Annotated in this window: 15 protein-coding genes; 13 read left to right on the top strand and 2 right to left on the bottom strand. The window is 53.5% G+C overall.

The genetic code is table 11. The features are described from left to right. Nucleotides 1-141 precede the first annotated feature (141 nt). The 3 genes from rplK to AC2T28_RS24260 all read left to right on the top strand — a co-directional run bounded on the left by rplK (nt 142) and on the right by AC2T28_RS24260 (nt 2,844). A complete protein-coding gene (gene rplK, locus AC2T28_RS24270; RefSeq protein ID WP_486751185.1) occupies nt 142-567 on the top strand; it encodes a 50S ribosomal protein L11 in 426 nt (141 codons plus the stop codon). 1 nt (nt 568) lies between these two features. Further along, a complete protein-coding gene (rplA, locus tag AC2T28_RS24265) occupies nt 569-1,267 on the top strand; it encodes a 50S ribosomal protein L1 (RefSeq protein ID WP_486751184.1) in 699 nt (232 codons plus the stop codon). 275 nt (nt 1,268-1,542) lie between these two features. Then, complete coding sequence (locus tag AC2T28_RS24260; protein ID WP_486751183.1) at nt 1,543-2,844, top strand: adenylyltransferase/cytidyltransferase family protein; 1,302 nt, start codon at nt 1,543-1,545, stop codon at nt 2,842-2,844. A 59-nt stretch (nt 2,845-2,903) separates the two neighbouring features. On the opposite strand, the gene AC2T28_RS24255 is transcribed toward AC2T28_RS24260, so the two are convergent. Beyond that, nucleotides 2,904-3,452, bottom strand: coding sequence for a hypothetical protein (locus tag AC2T28_RS24255; RefSeq protein ID WP_486751182.1), 549 nt, complete (start codon nt 3,450-3,452; stop codon nt 2,904-2,906). A 671-nt stretch (nt 3,453-4,123) separates the two neighbouring features. On the opposite strand from AC2T28_RS24255, the gene rplJ reads away from it, so the two are divergent. The 7 genes from rplJ (at nt 4,124) to AC2T28_RS24220 (ending at nt 17,488) form a co-directional block, all read left to right on the top strand. Beyond that, on the top strand, nt 4,124-4,642 hold the full coding sequence (gene rplJ / locus AC2T28_RS24250; RefSeq protein ID WP_486751181.1) for a 50S ribosomal protein L10: 519 nt from the start codon (nt 4,124-4,126) through the stop codon (nt 4,640-4,642). Between the two features lie 83 nt (nt 4,643-4,725). After that, entirely contained in the window at nt 4,726-5,097 is a 372-nt protein-coding gene (gene rplL / locus AC2T28_RS24245; protein ID WP_167683462.1) for a 50S ribosomal protein L7/L12, read from the top strand. A 262-nt stretch (nt 5,098-5,359) separates the two neighbouring features. Then, complete coding sequence (gene rpoB, locus AC2T28_RS24240) at nt 5,360-9,496, top strand: DNA-directed RNA polymerase subunit beta (RefSeq protein WP_486751180.1); 4,137 nt, start codon at nt 5,360-5,362, stop codon at nt 9,494-9,496. A 55-nt stretch (nt 9,497-9,551) separates the two neighbouring features. Beyond that, entirely contained in the window at nt 9,552-13,796 is a 4,245-nt protein-coding gene (rpoC, locus tag AC2T28_RS24235) for a DNA-directed RNA polymerase subunit beta' (protein WP_486751179.1), read from the top strand. Between the two features lie 187 nt (nt 13,797-13,983). Then, nucleotides 13,984-15,702 carry an amidohydrolase gene (locus tag AC2T28_RS24230; protein ID WP_486751178.1) on the top strand — a complete coding sequence of 573 codons (1,719 nt, stop codon included), beginning with the start codon at nt 13,984-13,986 and terminating at the stop codon, nt 15,700-15,702. A 110-nt stretch (nt 15,703-15,812) separates the two neighbouring features. After that, complete coding sequence (locus tag AC2T28_RS24225; RefSeq protein WP_486751177.1) at nt 15,813-16,625, top strand: glycosyltransferase; 813 nt, start codon at nt 15,813-15,815, stop codon at nt 16,623-16,625. Continuing rightward, nucleotides 16,622-17,488, top strand: a complete 867-nt coding sequence (locus AC2T28_RS24220) for a DMT family transporter (RefSeq protein WP_486751176.1) — start codon at nt 16,622-16,624, stop codon at nt 17,486-17,488. Before AC2T28_RS24225 ends, AC2T28_RS24220 begins: the two co-directional genes overlap by 4 nt. Here AC2T28_RS24220 and AC2T28_RS24215 read toward each other — a convergent pair. Further along, complete coding sequence (locus AC2T28_RS24215; RefSeq protein WP_486751175.1) at nt 17,477-18,283, bottom strand: putative rhamnosyl transferase; 807 nt, start codon at nt 18,281-18,283, stop codon at nt 17,477-17,479. The genes AC2T28_RS24220 and AC2T28_RS24215 overlap by 12 nt on opposite strands. A 385-nt stretch (nt 18,284-18,668) precedes the next feature. On the opposite strand from AC2T28_RS24215, the gene rpsL reads away from it, so the two are divergent. The 3 genes from rpsL to fusA are packed head-to-tail and all read left to right on the top strand — an operon-like array spanning nt 18,669 to nt 21,665. Further along, nucleotides 18,669-19,040, top strand: coding sequence for a 30S ribosomal protein S12 (rpsL, locus tag AC2T28_RS24210; RefSeq protein ID WP_127750150.1), 372 nt, complete (start codon nt 18,669-18,671; stop codon nt 19,038-19,040). A gap of 12 nt (nt 19,041-19,052) precedes the next feature. Next, nucleotides 19,053-19,523: a 30S ribosomal protein S7 gene (gene rpsG, locus AC2T28_RS24205; protein WP_138163922.1), complete on the top strand. Its 471-nt coding sequence runs from the start codon at nt 19,053-19,055 to the stop codon at nt 19,521-19,523. Nucleotides 19,524-19,547: 24 nt separating this feature from the next. Beyond that, nucleotides 19,548-21,665, top strand: coding sequence for an elongation factor G (gene fusA / locus AC2T28_RS24200; protein ID WP_486751174.1), 2,118 nt, complete (start codon nt 19,548-19,550; stop codon nt 21,663-21,665). The last annotated feature ends 140 nt before the right edge of the window (nt 21,666-21,805 follow it).

Below are 21,805 nucleotides of genomic sequence, written 5' to 3'. Positions count from 1 at the left end.
CTCTGTTCCATTGTACATGCCGCCTTTATCGCCTTCGGGCGAGATTCTCTCGTGGGAGATTGACGGATCGCGATCCAGAGATTTGACCACGCAACCTGAATTGGATGGAACGCGTTCCATCTACGTTGAAAGGAACACCAAATGGCCAAGAAGCTTGCTGGTACAATGAAGCTGCAGGTTCCTGCAGGTAAAGCGAACCCCTCGCCACCAGTTGGTCCGGCGCTGGGTCAGCGCGGAATTAACATCATGGAATTCTGTAAGGCGTTCAACGCCAAGACTGCAGATCTTGAGCCCGGTGCGCCGTGCCCAACCGTGATCACCTACTACCAGGACAAGTCCTTCACTATGGACATCAAGACGCCACCTGCGTCTTACTTCCTGAAGAAGGCCGCCAAGGTTAAGTCCGGTGCAAAAACACCGTCGCGCGAAACCGTTGGCACTGTGACTGTAGCTCAGGTGAAAGAAATCGCCGAAGCTAAGATGAAAGATCTGAACGCCAACGACATCGATGGCGCCATGCAGATTATCCTGGGTTCCGCCCGTTCTATGGGCATCGAGGTGAAGTAAGATGGCTAAGCTTGGAAAACGCACCCGCGCTGCGCGCGAAGCTTTCGCTGGCAAAGTAAATGTCTCAGTGGAAGAAGCTGTTGCTCTGATCAAGGGCAACGCCAATGCTAAATTCGATGAAACCATCGAGATCGCAATGAACCTCGGTGTTGACACACGTCACGCTGACCAGATGGTTCGTGGTGTTATCGGCCTGCCAAACGGCACCGGTAAATCCATGCGCGTTGCTGTTTTTGCTCGCGGCCCCAAGGCTGACGAAGCCAAGGCAGCAGGCGCGGACATCATCGGCGCTGAAGACCTGATGGAAACCATTCAGGGCGGCACCATCGATTTCGATCGTTGTATTGCTACACCTGACATGATGCCTATCGTTGGTCGTCTTGGTAAAGTTCTGGGCCCACGTAACCTGATGCCAAACCCAAAAGTTGGCACTGTAACTATGGATGTGAAAGCAGCCGTAGAGGCAGCCAAAGGTGGCGAAGTTCAGTTCAAAGCTGAAAAAGGTGGCGTCGTGCACGCTGGCATCGGCAAAGCATCGTTTGACGAAGCTAAGCTGGTAGAAAACATCCGCGCATTTGTGTCGGCTGTTGCCAAAGCTCGCCCATCAGGTGCCAAGGGTGCCTACATGCAGAAAATCGCGCTGTCCTCGACCATGGGTCCGAGCGTCACCGTTGAGGTGGATAACGCTGCTGCAGAATAAGGTAAGTCTTACTTGCCGAGATTGGAGAGAGGCGGTGCCAGTGGTGCCGCCTCTTTTTTGTGTTTTATGGGTGCCTTGATCGGCCGGGCGCTGCCCATACAGGTCTGATGTCTATCGGGGTAGTGTCTCAAGCTGCCCGTTTGTGGTTGTCGTGGCGTTGGCGAAACTGCACCACTTTTTGGAGAGTTTGCTCCGTTGTCTCACTCATGTGTTGCCCGAAGGTTTTTTGATTGGTTAACGTAGTGTTAAAAAAATGGTTTTGAGGTGTGGGTATGGTGGAAGTGCTGGAAGGGGAGCGCATTAATAGGCTTTATGAGGATGTGCGTTCTCAATTTTGCAATCCTAGCGATGATTTTCGCTACCGGCGGTGCGTGAATGCGCTGGAGCGGTTTGAAGCGGACGGTTCTGTGTTGGCTCTGGAGGCAAAGGTGATGCTGATGTTGCAGCGCCGAAAGCGTCCATTTGAAGTGCGAAAGTGCATGGCTAAGCTTTTCGATTTGCGTGCTCAGCGAGGAGAAGCGGAGGCATTTCGAGAATTCGAAACGTTTTTGAAGTCCTATGTTCCTGAGGATGTATCTGACGCCGTGCTGGCCAGTCACGGAAATCAGCTATTTTCAGAGCGGGCGCACGTGGGGATTTGGGCGCATGTCGCCCAGCTAGTTCCCCAACTTGAGGCCTTGGGCGGAAAGGTCTTCCTAAATTCGGGTGCTCTTTTGGGGTTGGTCCGAGAGGGAAAGCTTCTTGATCATGATGATGACATTGATCTGGGTTTCATGCTGCAGGCTGATAGTATGGATGAAGCCATTCGCTGTTGGCGAGACTTGCGACTAAAACTGTTTCAATCAGGATTGGCGTTGGTAGAGGATCAGCCGAGCGGATATGCAGGGGCTATAATTCTGAATTCTCCCGAAGGGTTTACAGTAGATTTGTTCCCGTCTTGGATCGTGCGCGGCAAGGTGTACGTATACCCGCATACGTTTGGCGAGCTTAACGAATATGATGTCTTGCCGCTAAAGACATGTTCGGTCACGAGCATGCCAATCCCTGCTAAGCCTGAGAAAATGCTGGCTGTTAACTATGGCGCTAGTTGGCGGGAACCTAACCCCTATTTTGTTTTTCCCTGGCGGAGAGCGAGGCGGCGTTTCGCGCAGTTTTTGGAGGAAGTGGGTGAGGGGCGATATAAGAGAGTGTTGACCTATGGGACCTTCGATTTGCTCCATGTTGGCCATCAACGCTTGTTCAAGCGTCTCTCGCTACTTGCGGACGAGGTTATTGTTGGCTGTTCCACCGAAGGATTTAATGCCCTGAAGGGGAAGCGGGCTGTGTTGCCTTATGAGCAGCGAGTGGAGATGCTTGAGGCTAGCAAGTATGTCACCAGGGTCATTCCCGAAAATCACTGGGAGCAAAAGCGCGAAGATGTCGCTAAATACGCTGCGGATCTTTTTGTTATGGGTGATGATTGGTTGGGGGAGTTCGACGATCTTTCTGACCTGTGTCAGGTTTTATATTTGCCGCGTACTGAAGATATTTCAACAACCAAGCTGAAGTCAGAGGTCAGGCGGCTTGCGGCTGAGTAAATGCGGAGCTATCCAAAAAATAACCCGGCTAGTTTTTACTTTTCAGGGTGTTCTTTTGACTAGGTCTGATCGGACAATTCTGTTTGTGGGATCTGCCTGTGTCCTCGGTAGCTGACTTCGAAATGCTGTTGCAAAAAGAGTCTCAATTTTCGGGGCTTTCTGTTGATCGCAAGTTTAACTGTACGAGGTAGCACTTTTCGCTTCTTCAGGGCTGTCACCAATTGGTGGTTCGTGTCTTTGAAAATAAGGTGATGCAGGCGCGAATCTGTGGGAAAACGACGCCAATGTATTTCTTCCTCGGGAGCATCTCCATGGAAGATAAAATACTGACATCGTTCCGGATCAAGCGAGCCGATGGTGTCGTGGGCATAGCCAGGGAATTTGGAACGCCAGTGCAGCCATCGATTTTCTTCGGGGACGTGTCGCGGGTGCATTGAGTACTGCGGCGAGAAAGCAATTGCGCAATCGACTTTTGTTAGCTGGGGTAGGATGAGGGCCATGAAACCGCCCATGCTATTGCCTAGGGTTACAACGTCTGAAATGGAGTGGCGTTGAACAATCTTCTCGATCTCTGTGACGATCGCATTTGAAAAGGCTTCATCGTTCATCCAAGTCCGGCGAGAATCCGAAACCAACAATAGGTGGTTCAAGCCTTGATTTGATGCGGAACCAATGAATTCGAAGGGGGGCATTTCGCTTCGTTTGCTTCCGATGCCACTTAGACAAATAACAAGCCTGTTGGACTTACCTGACAGATAGCAAATCTTGAAATCTTCATTCTGGGCTAGGGTCTCTAACGGGGATTCATTTGGGGGCTTGGTTGAGTTTGGTGTCATGGTTGGACCGGCTTTGGACGTTTGGGTGTTATAGTGACGGGATGGGGTGATGTCGAGTTCTCAACGATGTCGGAGGTTGTATTGTGCCCATCGGACACGGACATGGTGTACGCTAGGGTTTGGATATCAATGCTTTTGGTGCGGGTGCTGCGCCGCCAACTCTATTTACCGCTTGGAAACCCTGAGAATTTCCAGTAACACGACCTTGAGATAAAGCGTGCGATTCGTCGTGCGCTTTGTTTCGTTTCGTCCAAGATGGTGGGTGGCCCTTTCTGAGGGTCTTAATTTCCCTCCTGAGACGGGAAAAGACAAAAAAGATCGAGGATTTTCAAACCCTCGGGCGATTTTTGGCTCACCCCGTAACTACGGACCTGAACGCTGGGTTTTTCGAAACCTGGCAAACTTGAGCCGGGATGTCTGACATCCCAAACTTGGAGAGAACTGTGGATAGAGCCCAGAAAGAGAAATTGGTCGAGGAACTCGGCCAGATCTTCGAAAGCTCTGGCGTTGTTGTGGTAGCACACTACGTCGGTCTGACAGTTGCTGATATGCAAGATCTACGTGGCCGCGCTCGCGAAGCCGGTGGATCTGTGCGTGTTGCCAAAAACAGGCTCGCCAAAATCGCCCTCGAGGGAAAGTCATGTGAAAGCATTTCTGACCTGCTGACAGGGATGACTGTTCTAACCTATTCTGAGGATCCTGTGGCTGCGGCCAAGGTTGCTCAGGAGTTCGCCAAGGAGAACCAAAAGTTCGTAATCCTTGGTGGCGCAATGGGTGAGAATGCTCTGGACGTCGCTGGCGTTGAAGCCGTGTCGAAAATGCCTTCCCGCGAGGAGCTTATTGCTTCGATCGCTGGTTGCATTGGCGCACCCGCTTCGAACATCGCTGGCGCAATTGGCGCACCTGCAAGCAATATCGCAAGCATCCTTTCGACCATCGAAGAGAAGGCGGAAGCTGCGTAAGCGGTTAGCACTGAATGACCGATGTGGGGTAACTACCCTGGCGTTGGAAAAAACACACTGATTAAACGGAAAGAGCTGATAAAATGGCTGATCTGAAAGCACTCGCAGAAAGCATCGTGGGCCTGACCCTGCTGGAAGCACAAGAACTGAAAACCATCCTCAAAGACGAGTATGGCATCGAGCCCGCCGCTGGTGGCGCTGTTGTAATGGCTGCTGGTGGCGACGCCGGTGCAGCTGAAGAAGAAAAGACTGAATTTGACGTGATCCTGAAGAGCCCAGGCGCTTCGAAGATCAACGTGATCAAAGAAGTCCGCGGCATCACCGGTCTGGGTCTGAAAGAAGCTAAGACTCTGGTCGAAGCTGGCGGCAAGATCAAAGAAGGCGTGTCGAAAGACGAAGCTGAAGACGTTAAAGGCAAGCTGGAAGCAGCTGGCGCTGAAGTCGAAGTGGCCTAAGCTTAGGCTGCTAGAGGGTGGCTCGCTTTGCGGGCGGCTTTCGAAATTTGGCTGGATCCGGGTGAACTCCGGGTCCAGCCGAACCTGTCTTAGAAAGGGCCTGTTTTGATAGGCGTTTTCTAAGGCGAGGTTTTTAGGATCGGGAGGCCGCCATTCGGGACGGTGGCCATGAATTGATCCGACCACGCTGTCTCGTATGGGCAAGGTGCCGGGGCCCGGCGGCATCCTTGACCGGTGAGAATTTGAAAAGGTGACATCTGACATGGCTCAATCGTTCCTTGGCCAGAAACGTCTACGTACATACTACGGCAAAATCCGTGAAGTGCTGGATATGCCGAACCTCATTGAGGTGCAAAAATCTTCTTATGACCTGTTCTTGCGTTCGGGCGATGAGCTTGAACCGATGGACGGTGAAGGCATCAAAGGCGTCTTCCAGTCGGTCTTTCCAATCAAAGATTTCAACGAAACTTCTATTCTGGAGTTCGTGAAGTACGATCTGGAGAAACCCAAGTACGACGTCGAAGAATGTATGCAGCGCGACATGACCTATGCTGCGCCGCTTAAAGTTACTCTTCGTCTGATCGTATTTGATGTAGACGAAGATACCGGCGCGAAGTCGGTTAAAGACATCAAAGAACAAGATGTTTTCATGGGTGACATGCCTCTGATGACACCTAACGGTACATTTGTTGTAAACGGCACCGAGCGGGTGATCGTATCTCAGATGCACCGTTCGCCCGGTGTGTTCTTTGATCACGACAAAGGCAAAACCCATTCGTCGGGTAAATTGCTGTTTGCTTGCCGCATCATCCCGTATCGCGGCTCGTGGCTGGATTTCGAATTCGACGCCAAGGACATCGTCTTTGCTCGTATCGACCGTCGTCGTAAACTGCCTGTGACCACCCTGCTGTATGCGCTGGGTCTGGACCAGGAAGGCATCATGGATGCCTACTACAAAACCGTAAGCTACACTCTCGAACAGGGCCGTGGCTGGGTCACTCCGTTCTTCCCCGAGCGTGTACGCGGCACGCGCCCGACCTATGATTTGGTCGACGCCAAAACCGGTGAAATCATTGCCGAATCTGGCAAAAAAGTTACCCCTCGCGCTGCGAAGAAGCTGATCGACGAAGGTGCGGTTTCTGATCTTCTGGTTCCGTTTGATCACATCATTGGTAAGTTTGTAGCCAAGGATATCATCAACGAAGAAAACGGCGCTATCTACGTTGAAGCCGGTGATGAGCTGACCATGGAATACGACAAAGACGGCGACGTCATTGGCGGCTCCATCAAAGAGCTGATGGATGCGGGTATCACCGACATTCCGGTTCTGGACATCGACAACGTCAATGTCGGTCCTTACATGCGCAACACAATGGCGGCTGATAAAAACATGGGTCGCGACACCGCGCTCATGGATATCTATCGCGTTATGCGCCCGGGCGAGCCACCCACCGTCGAAGCTGCGTCGAACTTGTTCGATACACTGTTCTTTGATGGCGAGCGTTATGACCTGTCGGCTGTTGGTCGTGTGAAGATGAATATGCGTTTGGCTCTGGATGCTGACGATACTCAGCGGACACTGCGCAAAGAAGACATCATCTCCTGCATCAAAGCGCTGGTTGACCTGCGTGATGGTCGTGGCGGCGTCGACGACATTGACCACCTGGGCAACCGTCGTGTGCGTTCCGTTGGCGAGCTGATGGAAAACCAGTACCGCGTTGGTCTGCTGCGCATGGAGCGCGCGATCAAAGAGCGTATGTCTTCGGTCGAAATCGACACCGTGATGCCGCAGGATCTGATCAACGCCAAGCCAGCTGCTGCTGCGGTGCGTGAATTCTTTGGTTCCTCGCAGCTGTCGCAGTTCATGGACCAAACCAACCCGCTGTCCGAAGTGACACACAAACGCCGTCTCTCGGCGCTTGGACCTGGCGGTTTGACCCGCGAGCGTGCTGGCTTTGAAGTACGTGACGTTCACCCGACCCACTACGGTCGGATGTGCCCGATTGAAACGCCTGAAGGACCGAACATTGGTCTGATCAACTCGTTGGCTACTTATGCCCGCGTGAACAAATATGGTTTCATCGAAACACCTTATCGTGTGGTAACCGACGGTCACGTGACCGACGAAGTTCACTACATGTCAGCTACCGAAGAAATGCGTCACACTGTGGCGCAGGCCAACGCAACGCTGGACGAAAACGGCAACTTCATCAACGAACTGGTGTCTACTCGCCAGTCCGGTGACTACACATTGGCGCAGCGTGAAAACGTTGACCTGATCGATGTTTCACCAAAGCAGTTGGTTTCTGTTGCGGCTTCGTTGATCCCATTCCTCGAAAACGACGATGCGAACCGGGCCCTGATGGGTTCGAACATGATGCGTCAGGCGGTTCCACTGCTGCGTGCCGAAGCTCCGCTGGTCGGAACCGGTATCGAAGAAGTTGTTGCCCGTGACTCTGGCGCGGCCTACATGGCCAAACGCGCCGGTGTGGTTGACCAGGTAGATGCTCAGCGTATCGTTATTCGCGCGACTGCGGATCTGGAGCTGGGTGATGCAGGCGTTGACATCTATCGCATGCGCAAGTTCCAGCGTTCGAACCAGAACACCTGTATCAACCAGCGTCCGCTGGTGAAGGTGGGTGACACTGTTCGTAAGGGCGAAGTGATTGCTGATGGTCCGTCTACGGATCTTGGCGAACTGGCTCTGGGTAAAAACGTGGTCGTCGCGTTTATGCCTTGGAACGGCTACAACTACGAAGACTCCATTCTGATCTCCGAGCGCATCGCGCGTGACGACGTATTTACTTCGGTTCACATCGAAGAATTCGAAGTCGCTGCTCGTGACACAAAGCTTGGCCCAGAAGAAATCACCCGCGACATTCCAAACGTCGGCGAGGAAGCTCTGCGCAACCTTGACGAAGCTGGTATTGTTTATATCGGTGCCGATGTAGAGCCGGGCGACATTCTGGTTGGTAAGATCACTCCAAAGGGTGAAAGCCCAATGACGCCAGAAGAAAAGCTTCTGCGCGCCATCTTTGGTGAGAAAGCTTCGGACGTTCGCGATACATCGCTGCGCGTCAAGCCGGGTGACTTTGGTACAGTTGTCGAAGTTCGCGTCTTTAACCGCCATGGTGTGGAAAAAGACGAACGTGCGATCCAGATCGAGCGTGAAGAAGTTGAACGCCTGGCACGTGACCGTGACGATGAGCTGACGATCCTGGATCGTAACATCTATGCTCGTCTCAAGGGCATGGTCCTAGGCCAGACAGCTGTCAAAGGTCCAAAAGGCATTCGCGGTGGCACAGTCGTCACCGAGGAAATGCTGACCTCGATGATCCGCAGTCAGTGGTGGATGCTGGCGTTGGAAGACGAAGCCGGTGCTCAGGCTGTTGAAGCTCTGAACGAGCAGTACGAAGTGCAAAAGCGCGCTTTGGATGCCCGTTTTGAGGACAAGGTCGAAAAAGTCCGTCGCGGCGACGATCTGCCACCCGGTGTGATGAAGATGGTCAAAGTCTTTATCGCGGTGAAGCGTAAGCTTCAGCCTGGTGATAAAATGGCCGGTCGTCACGGGAACAAAGGTGTTATTTCCAAGGTTGTACCGATGGAAGACATGCCGTTCCTGGCCGATGGTACGCCGGTAGACTTCTGTTTGAACCCTCTGGGTGTGCCTTCGCGTATGAACGTTGGTCAGATCCTTGAAACCCACATGGGTTGGGCCGCTCGCGGTCTGGGTATCAACATCGACGAAGCTCTGGGTGAGTACCGCCGTTCCGGCGACCTGACACCTGTACGTGATGCGATGCAGCACGCCTATGGTGACAAGGTTTATGCCGACGGCATTGCTGACATGACCGAGGAAGAGCTGGTTGAAGCAGCTGGTAACGTAACCACTGGTGTGCCAATTGCGACACCGGTCTTTGATGGTGCCAAAGAGGCAGACGTCAACGATGCGTTGGTACGTGCTGGCTTCTCGGAAAGTGGTCAGTCGGTGCTGTTTGACGGACGTACAGGTGAGCAGTTTGCCCGCCCTGTTACCGTCGGCATGAAGTACCTGCTGAAACTGCACCACCTGGTGGATGACAAAATCCACGCACGTTCAACCGGACCATACTCGCTTGTTACTCAGCAGCCGCTGGGTGGTAAGGCGCAGTTCGGTGGTCAGCGTTTCGGGGAGATGGAGGTCTGGGCTCTGGAAGCTTATGGCGCTGCATACACCCTGCAGGAAATGCTGACTGTGAAGTCGGATGACGTGGCAGGCCGGACCAAGGTCTATGAAAGCATCGTCAAGGGCGAGGACAACTTCGAAGCGGGCGTCCCAGAATCGTTTAACGTTCTGGTGAAAGAAGTTCGGGGCCTTGGCCTGAATATGGAACTCCTGGATGCGGAGGACGGCGAGTAAGGGCCCTGCGCCCTTACTACCATCATCCCTTCCGCACGAATTTGAGGATTCAAAAATGAACCAGGAACTGACGAACAACCCGTTCAACCCACTGACACCGCCCAAGGTGTTTGATGAGATCAAGGTCTCTCTGGCATCGCCAGAGCGGATCCTGTCGTGGTCATACGGCGAGATCAAAAAGCCGGAAACCATCAACTACCGTACGTTCAAGCCCGAGCGTGACGGCCTGTTCTGCGCACGTATCTTTGGCCCGATCAAAGATTACGAATGTCTGTGCGGAAAATATAAGCGGATGAAGTATCGCGGCGTTGTCTGCGAGAAATGTGGTGTCGAAGTGACGCTGCAAAAGGTACGCCGAGAGCGTATGGGCCACATCGAACTGGCTTCGCCAGTTGCACACATCTGGTTCCTCAAGTCGCTGCCATCGCGCATCGGCCTAATGCTGGACATGACCCTGCGTGATCTGGAACGTGTTCTGTACTTTGAAAACTACGTAGTCATCGAGCCGGGTCTGACCGACCTGCAGTACGGCCAGATGATGACCGAAGAAGAGTACATGGATGCCCAGGATGCCTATGGCATGGACGCCTTCACCGCCAACATCGGCGCCGAAGCGATCCGTGAAATGCTGGCAGCGATCGATCTGGAATCTGAAGCCGACCAGCTGCGTGCCGATCTGGCCGAAGCAACTGGTGAGCTGAAGCCCAAGAAGATCATCAAGCGCCTGAAAGTGGTTGAAAGCTTCTTGGAATCTGGCAACCGCCCTGAGTGGATGGTTCTGACCGTGATCCCAGTGATCCCACCAGAACTGCGCCCACTGGTGCCTCTGGATGGTGGTCGTTTTGCGACGTCTGATCTGAACGATCTGTATCGTCGTGTGATCAACCGGAACAACCGTCTGAAGCGCCTGATCGAGCTTCGCGCTCCTGACATCATCGTCCGCAACGAAAAGCGGATGCTGCAGGAATCGGTTGATGCTCTGTTCGACAACGGCCGTCGTGGTCGCGTAATCACCGGCGCTAACAAGCGACCACTGAAATCGCTGTCTGACATGCTGAAGGGTAAGCAGGGTCGCTTCCGTCAGAACCTTTTGGGTAAGCGCGTCGACTTCTCGGGTCGTTCGGTCATTGTGACCGGCCCAGAGTTGAAGCTGCACCAATGTGGCCTGCCGAAAAAGATGGCGCTCGAACTGTTCAAGCCGTTCATCTATTCGCGTCTCGAAGCCAAAGGCCTGTCTTCCACAGTGAAGCAAGCCAAGAAACTGGTGGAAAAAGAGCGTCCCGAAGTTTGGGATATCTTGGACGAAGTGATCCGCGAACACCCTGTCATGCTGAACCGTGCGCCAACCCTGCACCGTCTTGGTATTCAGGCGTTTGAACCCACGCTGATCGAAGGTAAAGCCATCCAGCTGCACCCGCTGGTCTGTTCGGCCTTTAACGCTGACTTTGACGGTGACCAAATGGCGGTGCACGTTCCTCTGAGCCTTGAGGCCCAGCTGGAAGCCCGTGTTCTGATGATGTCGACCAACAACGTTCTGTCGCCTGCAAACGGCGCGCCGATCATTGTTCCGTCGCAGGATATGATCCTGGGTCTGTACTATGTGACGCTGGAACGAGAAGGTATGCCAGGCGAAGGCAGTGTGTTTGGATCTCTGGAAGAGGTTCAGCACGCGCTGGACGGCGGCCAGGTTCACTTGCACAGCAAAATCACCGCGCGGATGACCCAGATCGACGAAGAGGGCAACGAAGTGCAAGAGCGCTTTGAGACCACTCCAGGTCGCATGCTGCTTGGGGATCTACTGCCTAAAAACGCCAAGGCGCCTTTCAAGCTGGTCAACCGTTTGCTGCGTAAAAAAGAAGTGCAGACGGTTATTGATACCGTCTATCGTTACTGTGGTCAGAAAGAGTCGGTCATCTTCTGTGATCAGATCATGACCATGGGTTTCCGCGAAGCGTTCAAGGCTGGTATTTCGTTTGGTAAAGACGACATGCTGATCCCTGACACCAAATGGCCGCTGGTAAATGACACCCGCGACATGGTGAAAGATTTCGAACAGCAGTACATGGACGGCCTGATCACACAGGGCGAAAAGTACAACAAAGTTGTCGATGCCTGGGCCAAGTGTAACGACAAGGTCACCGAAGCGATGATGGGTGCCATTTCGGCGTCCAAACGCAACGAGGCTGGTGCTGAAATGGAGCCGAACTCGGTTTACATGATGGCCCACTCCGGTGCGCGTGGCTCGGTTACTCAGATGAAACAGCTGGGCGGTATGCGCGGTCTGATGGCCAAGCCAAACGGCGATATCATCGAGACACCGATCATCTCGAACTTTAAAGAAGGCCTGTCCGTTCTTGAGTACTTCAACTCAACCCACGGTGCCCGTAAGGGTCTGTCGGATACGGCTCTTAAGACAGCGAACTCGGGTTATCTGACCCGTCGTCTGGTTGACGTTGCTCAGGACTGTATCGTTCGCGATCATGACTGTGGTACTGACATGGCGATCACCGCTGTGCCTGCAACCCGCGATGGCGAAGTTGTGGCAACTCTGGGTGAACGTGTACTGGGCCGTGTTGCGGCTGAGGACATCAAGAAGCCAGGTACCGAAGATGTGCTTGTGGCCCATGGTCAGCTCATCGACGAACGCATGGCTGACGCCATCGAAGAGGCTGGTGTACGTTCTGCCCGTCTGCGTAGCCCGCTGACCTGTGAGGCCGAAGAAGGCGTCTGCGTCATGTGCTACGGGCGTGACTTGGCGCGCGGCACCATGGTGAACACTGGCGAAGCCGTTGGTATCATCGCGGCGCAGTCGATTGGTGAACCCGGTACACAGCTGACAATGCGTACGTTCCACATTGGTGGCGTTGCGCAGGCTGGTCAGCAATCGTACCAAGAAGCTAACTCCGAAGGTAAGATCGTCTTTGAAAACACTCAGACCCTGACCAACGCCAATGGCGAAGTGATGGTGCTGGGTCGCAGCATGAAGATGATCATCCAGGACGAGCATGGCGAAGAGCTCTCAAGCCACAAATTGGCCTATGGCTCCAAGCTGTTTGTAACCGAAGGCCAGGATGTGGTCCGCGGAGACAAGATGTTCGAATGGGACCCATACACGCTACCGATCATCGCTGAGAAAGCCGGTACTGTTAAATATGTCGATCTGACCGCCGGTATCGCCGTGCGTGAAGAAACCGATGAAGCAACAGGCATGACACAGAAGATCGTCATCGATTGGCGTGCAGCGCCAAAAGGCGGCGAACTGAAACCAGAACTTATTCTGGTTGGCAGTGATGGCGAGCCGGTCCGCAATGATGCGGGTCACCCGGTTCACTATGGCATGTCGGTTGATGCGGTTCTGTCAGTCGAAGACGGTGACGAGGTCCAGGCCGGTGACGTTATTGCGCGTATCCCGCGTGAGGGCGCCAAGACCAAGGACATTACCGGTGGTCTGCCACGGGTTGCGGAACTGTTCGAAGCACGTCGTCCAAAAGATCACGCAATCATCGCCGAAATCGATGGTTACGTACGCTTTGGCCGCGATTACAAGAACAAGCGTCGCGTCTCGATTGAACCAGCTGACGAGTCAATGGAAACCGTGGAATACATGGTGCCCAAGGGCAAGCACATCCCAGTTCAAGAAGGTGACTTCATTTCCAAGGGTGAATACCTGATGGACGGTAACCCGGCTCCGCACGATATTCTTGCGGTAATGGGTGTCGAAGCGCTGGCTGACTACATGATCGACGAAGTGCAGGACGTGTATCGTCTGCAGGGCGTGAAGATCAACGATAAGCACATCGAAGTTATCGTTCGTCAGATGCTGCAGAAGTGGGAAATTCTGGACAGTGGTGACACAACCCTGCTCAAGGGTGAAAACGTCGATAAGCACGAATTCGATCTGGCCTGTGAAAAAGCCATATCGAAAAACGGTCGTCCGGCCCGTGGCGAGCCGATCCTGCTTGGGATCACCAAGGCTTCGCTGCAGACCCGTTCGTTCATCTCGGCGGCATCCTTCCAGGAAACCACGCGGGTTCTGACCGAAGCATCGGTACAGGGCAAGCGCGACAAACTGGTCGGTCTCAAAGAGAACGTCATCGTCGGCCGCCTGATCCCAGCCGGTACCGGTGGTGCAACCGATCGCGTGCGCAACATTGCTCAGGGTCGCGACAATGTCGTGCTCGAAGCACGCCGCGAAGAAGCCGAAGCTGCTGCAGCCTTGGCTGCTCCGGTGATGGACGAAGACATCATTGGTGGCGACACCTTCGACAATCTGGTGGATACACCGGAAAGCCGCGATTGATCGCTTGATACTATGAATTGAAAAGCCCCCGTGCAGAGATGCGCGGGGGCTTTTTTGTTTGGGGGTATCCTTTTACGAAGGGTAATTGACCAAATTTCCTACCCCTGGATTGATCCGAACTTACGGTATCAACATATCGAATTTGAACGTCCAATACCCTTTGAATTGTCCAATTGGAGCCTGCCAGATGTCAGTACATCATTCCTCCACCATAGCGTCTATTGCCTTTTCTCTATGTTTGTTACCAGCCGCACTTTTTGCTGAGCCGTTTGCCGATACAATCTATTCTGGTGGTCCAATTCTGACCATGGATGACACCGCGCTTTGGACCGAAGCTGTTGCTGTGCGCAACGGCAAGATCTTGGCTGTTGGCACATTAAATGAAATGGAACGACATCGCGATGCCGGCACTTCAGATTTTGATCTTGAAGGTCGCACCATGGCACCTGGATTTATAGACAGCCATGGTCATATGGTTTTTGGCGGACTGCAAGCGTTAGCAGCAAACCTATTATCACCTCCGGACGGTGAGGTCCGTGATATTGCCACGCTGCAAGAGACACTCACACAATGGACCGCAGATAATCAGGATGCAGTGGCCCAGAATGGCATGATCTTGGGCTTTGGCTATGACCCGTCACAACTGGCTGAAGAGCGTCACCCAACGCGCGACGAGCTAGACGCTGTTTCCAGCGACCTCCCAATTTACATCGTCCATCAATCGGGACACTTGGGTGTTGCGAACTCTGCGGCGCTAAAGATGCTAGGCATTGATGCCAACAGTGAAAATCCAGAAGGTGGGGTGATCCGGCGGATTGATGGCACCACTGAACCAGACGGTGTGCTAGAAGGTAATGTGCACTTCAGTAGTGTGTTTGGTCTGATTGGAGACCTCGGCCCCGAGGGCATTTTGGCGTTTGCACGGGCGGGGGCCAACATGTGGGCGAGTTATGGTTTCACCACCGCACAAGAAGGCCGTTCGAATCCAGATACCGTCGCGATCCTAAAACAATTGGCAGCCATGGGCGATTTGCCAATTGATGTGGCTGTTTATCCTGATGTCATCACCACTGATCTCGACTTCATCACGGACAACATGTCGGTCACCTATGACAACCGCGTTCGTGTCGCGGGTGGGAAGCTGACGATAGACGGATCTCCGCAAGGGTTCACTGCGTTGCGGGACAAGCCCTATCATGATCCGGTTGGTGACTATCCCCCAGGCTACTCCGGCTTGGAGTATGAAACACCGGAAACCATTATTGAGCTGTTCGATTGGGCCTATCAAAATGGAGTGCAGTTGATGGTGCACGCCAATGGTGAACGGGCCTCGGACTATTTCATAGCTGCGGCAGATGCGGCGACCCAGAAATATGGGGCAGGGGACCGGCGTCCTGTCTTGATCCACGGCCAGTTCATGCGTGAAGATCAGGTGGATAGCTATCAGCGCCTTGGCGTGTTCCCTTCACTGTTTCCCATGCATACCTTTTACTGGGGGGACTGGCATCGTGACCATACTGTTGGGCCTGCGGATGCGGATAATATCTCGCCCACTGGTTGGATGCGTCAACGTGGTATGATGTTTGGTACTCATCACGATGCCCCTGTTGCATTGCCCAACTCGATGCGGGTTCTGGACGCGACGGTCACACGGCGCACCCGGTCTGGCGACATCTTGGGCCCGGATCAGCGAGTCGATGTGATGACTGCGCTCAAGGCGATGACGATCTGGCCGGCCTACCAGCACTTTGAGGAAGACACCAAAGGATCTATTGAAGTCGGAAAACTGGCTGATTTTGTAATCTTGTCAGCTGATCCAACCGCTGTAGATCCTGAAGCACTAGATACGTTGAAAGTCATGATCACAATCAAAGAAGGCGAAGTCATCTATACGACAAACCACTAACGCGGGCGGGGACAGTCGGCAAAGCAGATGGTTTGTCAAAACTGGCTCTTTTCTTTCCCTTTCTCAGGTGGTTGGGTCTGGCAAAACAAGCAGAGGCTCTGGGTCGATCTATGGAACTGAAAATCAAGATGGTTGGACTGTTGCGCTTTTCGGTGCTTAGCCCAACCTATTACTCGGAGCGCTTCAGCACGATTGAAGAAACGGCTGCACATCTGTTCTCACCAGACCGCATGGAACTCAGGTTTCGGATATTCGAAACCCTCTGCCTTCCATCTTTGATGCGGCAAAGTGATATGGACTTCACCCTTGTGGTGTTGACCGCAAAGGCGATGCCCGTGCCCTATCTGACCCGCCTTCTGGATCTGATAGAACCTCTGCCGAACGTGATTTGTCGTCCGGTCGGCACCGGGATCCACTACAAGCTGCTGAAACGCGCCTATGCCTCGGTACCGATGGATGACGCCACTCATCAAATTCTATTCCGCCTGGATGATGACGATGCCGTGGATATGGATTTCGTCAAACGTAGCAAACATTTGGCACAGGGCATGATCCCGCTGCAGGGTCCTGAGACGCCTTTTGTCCTGGCCCATAATCGTGGCTTTTACGTTCACAAAACGGAGGCGAGTGTCGAAATCTATGATGCCTGCGAAAAGGCTCCGCTTTCCACCGGCACGGCGATTGTGGGGCCAGCCGGATACGGGGTGAACCCCTATCGCTTCAACCACCGCAAGTTTGCGCAACACTTTAATACGTTCTCGGACATATCAGTTCCGTCATTTGTGCGCACCATTCACGGCGACAACAAGTCAGACCCGGCGCAGATGGGGATAACGCATAAATGGGCTAGGGAGCGGATAGAGAAAAGCTTGAATCAGCATTTTGCCCTATCGGCCCCCGCTTTGCAGGATCTCATTAAATGACCGGAAACCAGCTTGGCGCAGTGTTGATGATGGGGAGCATGGCAGGCTTCACCTTTAACGACGTTCTGGTGAAAATGGTGGGTGGTGCAATGCCGCTGTCGCAGATTCTGACACTACGTGGGATAGTCGCTTCGGTGTTGATTTATGTGTTGGCACGCCGCTTGGGCGCCCTACGCTGGCATCTGCCTCGGAAAGATTGGGGGCTTATCGTGGCCCGATGTGGCTGCGAGTTGGCTGCGACCTATTTGTTCCTGACGGCCTTAATGGTGACACCTATTGCTAACCTGACCGCCATTTTACAAGCTTTGCCGCTGACCATCACACTAGGTGCTGCCTTGTTTTTTGCCGAGCCGGTTGGCTGGCGCAGGTTTTCGGCCATCCTGATTGGGTTTTGTGGCGTGCTGCTGATCGTGCGCCCCGGCGTCGATGGTTTCGGGCCTGGCACACCCTATGCGCTGGCAGCAGTTATGGCGATTACTGCGCGAGACTTGGTAACGCGCCGAATGTCAGCCGAAGTGCCTTCGATGGTAGTGACGCTGCTGGCCTCAGTCTCTGTGCTGTTCTTTGCCGCTCTGGCCTCGTTTCACGAGACCTGGGTTCCGGTTACAGTCTCAAACCTGTCGATCCTGGTTGTCGCGGCGCTGTTTATTTTTGCTGGATACCTATGTTCCGTTATGACCATGCGGGTTGGAGACGTCGCTGTTGTCTCGCCTTTTCGCTACACAGGCCTTCTTTGGGCGTTGGTACTGGGCTGGCTGGTGTTTGGTGATTGGCCGGATGCGTTGACGATGCTGGGTGCCTTAATTGTTGTGGCCACGGGCCTGTTTACGCTTTATCGCGAGCGCAAGATCTCAGATGGCTGAGAACACATCGCGAATGTGATCGGCATCCATCGCAAATCTTGCCTCGAACTCACCTTCCAACTCAGGCGACGCGGGCTCTACATCCACAGAATCGGCGCTGCCCTGGCGTGAATCGTTATGTTGGTTGTGGGTGCGAACCCACATAGGAGCATCTGTAATCGTGATGGTTGGCATGAATTGGTTTAGCTTGTTGTGGGCAAAGTTCATGATGGTGAGTGGAGACCCACCTTGTACAAACATCCCAAGTGCCGCGACATTATAGGGGCGCATTGCCGCCGCCGCGCAAATGCCTTGTGCGCCAACCTCGGCTATGAAGCCGCGATTGAAATCTATCGCCACTGACCGGCTTCTCTTGATCAAGCCAGAGCAGTCGTCAACCGTTTGACGAAGCCGTTCAATGAAATCCACAGAAACCGCATCATCGTCGTCGTGGCGAAACTGTAGGCAAGGCAGGTCAGGCTCACGGCGAGCGGCATTGAGTACCTCTTTCATGACACCCCGTTGACGCCGTGGTGGTTCTGAATGAATGCGAATCTGAGGGATGTCGGTACATAGATCTTGCAGCCGGTCGAAATGGCGCTTGGGTAGGCTGTCGCCAATTATGATAATCAACTCGAAATCCTGATCTGTCTGTTCCCGAAGGCAGGGCAGGGCAACGGTTTCCATCAACCGGAACCGCTCTTCCAATCTCTGTTCGCCGTAGAGAAAGGCAATACGTTCTTCGATGGTCTCGTGTTCAACTTGGAACCCGCCGAATGCAGGGTAGGAGAACCTGCACAACCCAATAACTTGCATGAAATTTGACCTTAGACAAAGGATGACTACCTGTACCCCACTATGGCGCGCTGAATGTGAAGGAGCAAGTTGCCCAACAGGCTGTTCCCGCTGGTCGTTACACCAATGGATCCGCCCCTATTGAGGCCCTGTTGACAACCTTTGCGACTCCCCATATACGCGCGTTGTCCGGCCTCTGGGTTCGTCCCATAAGCCGATATCAAAATTGTAGTGGATCAAGTTTCAAGCACTTTTATCGCTCGGAACCTCTGTAAACTCACCGCGACGTTCACCTCGGAATGGGAACGTTTGCGGTTTTTGCGCTTGCGTAAGTAAGTCGTGAAGAACTTTCGCCGCACGCATCAGCGTGCATGACCATGAGTTGCAAAACGGGGAATGAACCGGAATGCCAACGATCCAACAGCTGATCCGCAAACCGCGGCAGCCGAAAGTAAAACGCTCGAAGTCCATGCATATGCAAGGTTGCCCGCAAAAGCGCGGCGTTTGCACACGTGTGTACACGACCACTCCTAAGAAGCCTAACTCCGCGATGCGGAAAGTTGCCAAGGTTCGCCTGACCAACGGTTTCGAAGTGATCTCCTATATCCCAGGTGAAAGCCACAACCTTCAGGAGCACTCTGTGGTTCTGATCCGTGGCGGCCGGGTAAAGGATCTTCCAGGCGTTCGTTACCACATCCTGCGCGGTGTTCTGGATACCCAGGGCGTTAAAGACCGTAAACAACGTCGTTCGAAGTACGGCGCGAAGCGTCCTAAGTAAGAGGAATATTCGATGTCACGTCGTCACGCCGCTGAGAAGCGCGAAATTCTACCCGACGCCAAATTCGGCGATCGCGTATTGAGCAAATTCATGAACAATCTGATGATCGACGGTAAGAAGTCGGTCGCAGAACGGATCGTTTACAACGCGATGGATCGCGTTGAAAGCAAGATCAAGCGTTCGCCTGTTGAAGTCTTCCATGAAGCCCTCGACAACATCAAACCTTCGGTCGAAGTTCGTTCGCGCCGTGTTGGTGGTGCTACTTACCAGGTTCCTGTTGAAGTACGCCCCGAGCGCCGCGAAGCTCTGGCCATCCGCTGGTTGATCAACGCTTCCCGTGCCCGCAACGAGAACACCATGGAAGAGCGCCTTGCAGGCGAGCTTATGGACGCTGTCCAGTCCCGTGGTTCCGCCGTTAAAAAGCGCGAAGACACCCACAAGATGGCCGATGCTAACAAAGCATTCAGCCATTACCGCTGGTAACCTCTAAGGATTAGGACGAGAACAATGGCTCGCGAATATCCCCTCGACCGCTACCGTAACTTCGGGATCATGGCGCACATCGATGCAGGTAAAACCACCTGTTCCGAGCGCATCCTGTTTTACACTGGTAAGTCACACAACATCGGCGAAGTGCACGACGGCGCTGCTACCATGGATCACATGGAGCAGGAGCAGGAACGTGGCATCACCATTACTTCGGCTGCGACCACCACATTCTGGGAACGCACCGAAGACGGCGAAACTGCGGATTCTGAAAAGCACCGCATGAACATCATCGACACCCCAGGTCACGTTGACTTCACTATTGAAGTTGAACGTTCGCTGGCGGTTCTCGATGGTGCGGTTGCTTTGCTCGACGCCAACGCTGGTGTTGAACCTCAGACTGAAACTGTGTGGCGTCAGGCTGACCGCTACAAGGTTCCGCGTATTGTGTTCGTCAACAAGATGGACAAGATCGGCGCTGACTTCTTCAACTGTGTTGAGATGATCGCCGACCGTACCGGTGCTCGCCCAATGCCGATCCAATGCCCAATTGGCGCTGAGACCGAGCTTGAAGGCATGATCGACCTGGTCACCATGAAAGAATGGGTCTGGGCTGGCGAAGATCTGGGCGCATCCTGGGAACACCGCGAAATTCGCGCTGAACTCAAGGACAAGTGCGACGAGATGCGTGCTGAGATGATCGAATTGGCCGTCGAAATGGACGACGATGCCATGGAAGCTTATCTCGAAGGCGAAGAGCCATCGATCGAAAAACTGCGCGAGCTGATCCGTAAGGGTACGCTGGCAATGGAATTCGTTCCGGTTCTGTGTGGTTCTGCGTTCAAAAACAAAGGTGTTCAGCCACTGTTGAACGCTGTGATCGACTATCTGCCTAGCCCAATGGACGTTGTTGATTACATGGGTTTCAAACCCGGTGATGAAAACGAAGAGCGTAACATTGCGCGTCGTGCAGACGACGACATGCCGTTCTCGGCTCTGGCGTTCAAGATCTGGAATGACCCCTTTGTGGGCTCGTTGACCTTTACCCGCATTTACTCCGGTAAGCTGGAAAAGGGCGACTCGTTCCTCAACTCGACCAAAGGCAAAAAAGAGCGCGTTGGCCGCATGATGATCATGCACTCCAACGACCGTGATGAAATCGCCGAAGCATTTGCTGGCGACATTATCGCTCTGGGCGGACTGAAAGACACCACAACTGGTGATACTCTGTGTTCGATCGCTGATCCTGTAATCCTGGAAACAATGAACTTCCCCGATCCTGTGATCGAGATTGCCGTTGAGCCCAAGACTAAGGGTGACCAGGAAAAGATGTCGACTGGCCTTCAGCGTCTGTCTGCAGAAGATCCTTCCTTCCGTGTTGAAACCGATTTTGAATCGGGTCAGACCATCATGAAGGGCATGGGCGAACTTCACCTGGATATTCTGGTGGACCGTCTGCGTCGTGAATTTGGTGTTGATGCCAACATCGGTGCACCTCAGGTTGCCTATCGTGAGACCATCGGTCACGAAGTCGAGCACACCTACACCCACAAGAAACAGTCGGGTGGTTCGGGTCAGTACGGCGAAGTGAAACTGTTGATCACTCCAACAGAAGCGGGCGAAGGCTATTCCTTCGAGTCCAAAATTGTTGGTGGTTCGGTGCCTAAGGAATACATCCCTGGCGTTGAAAAAGGCATCAAGTCTGTCATGGACAGCGGCCCTCTGGCTGGCTTCCCAGTGATCGACTTCAAAGTGCAGTTGCTCGACGGTAAGTTCCACGATGTTGACTCCAGCATTCTGGCCTTCGAAATTGCTGCACGTATGTGCATGCGTGAAGGTATGCGCCTTGCTGGTGCGAAGATGCTTGAGCCAATCATGAAAGTCGAAGTGATCACACCTGAAGAATACACAGGTGGTATCATCGGCGATCTGACATCGCGTCGTGGTCAGGTGACTGGACAAGAGCCTCGTGGCAACGCTATCGCCATCGACTCGTTTGTACCTCTGGCCAACATGTTCGGCTACATCAACACTCTGCGTTCTATGAGCTCGGGCCGCGCCCAGTTCTCGATGCAGTTTGACCACTACGATCCGGTTCCGAACAACATTTCGGAAGAGATCCAGGCGAAATACGCATAAGCGTCAAATATTTAGCGGGTGCGCGATCGTCGCGCATCTGCCTCAAACACATAGGAGGCCACCATGGCTAAGGAAAAGTTCGAACGTAACAAACCACACGTCAACATCGGCACCATCGGCCACGTTGACCACGGTAAAAC

Source organism: Parasedimentitalea nitratireducens (genome assembly GCF_057444295.1).
The sequence above is the reverse complement of the archived record's forward strand: the minus strand, read 5'-3'. Positions and strand labels throughout refer to the sequence as shown.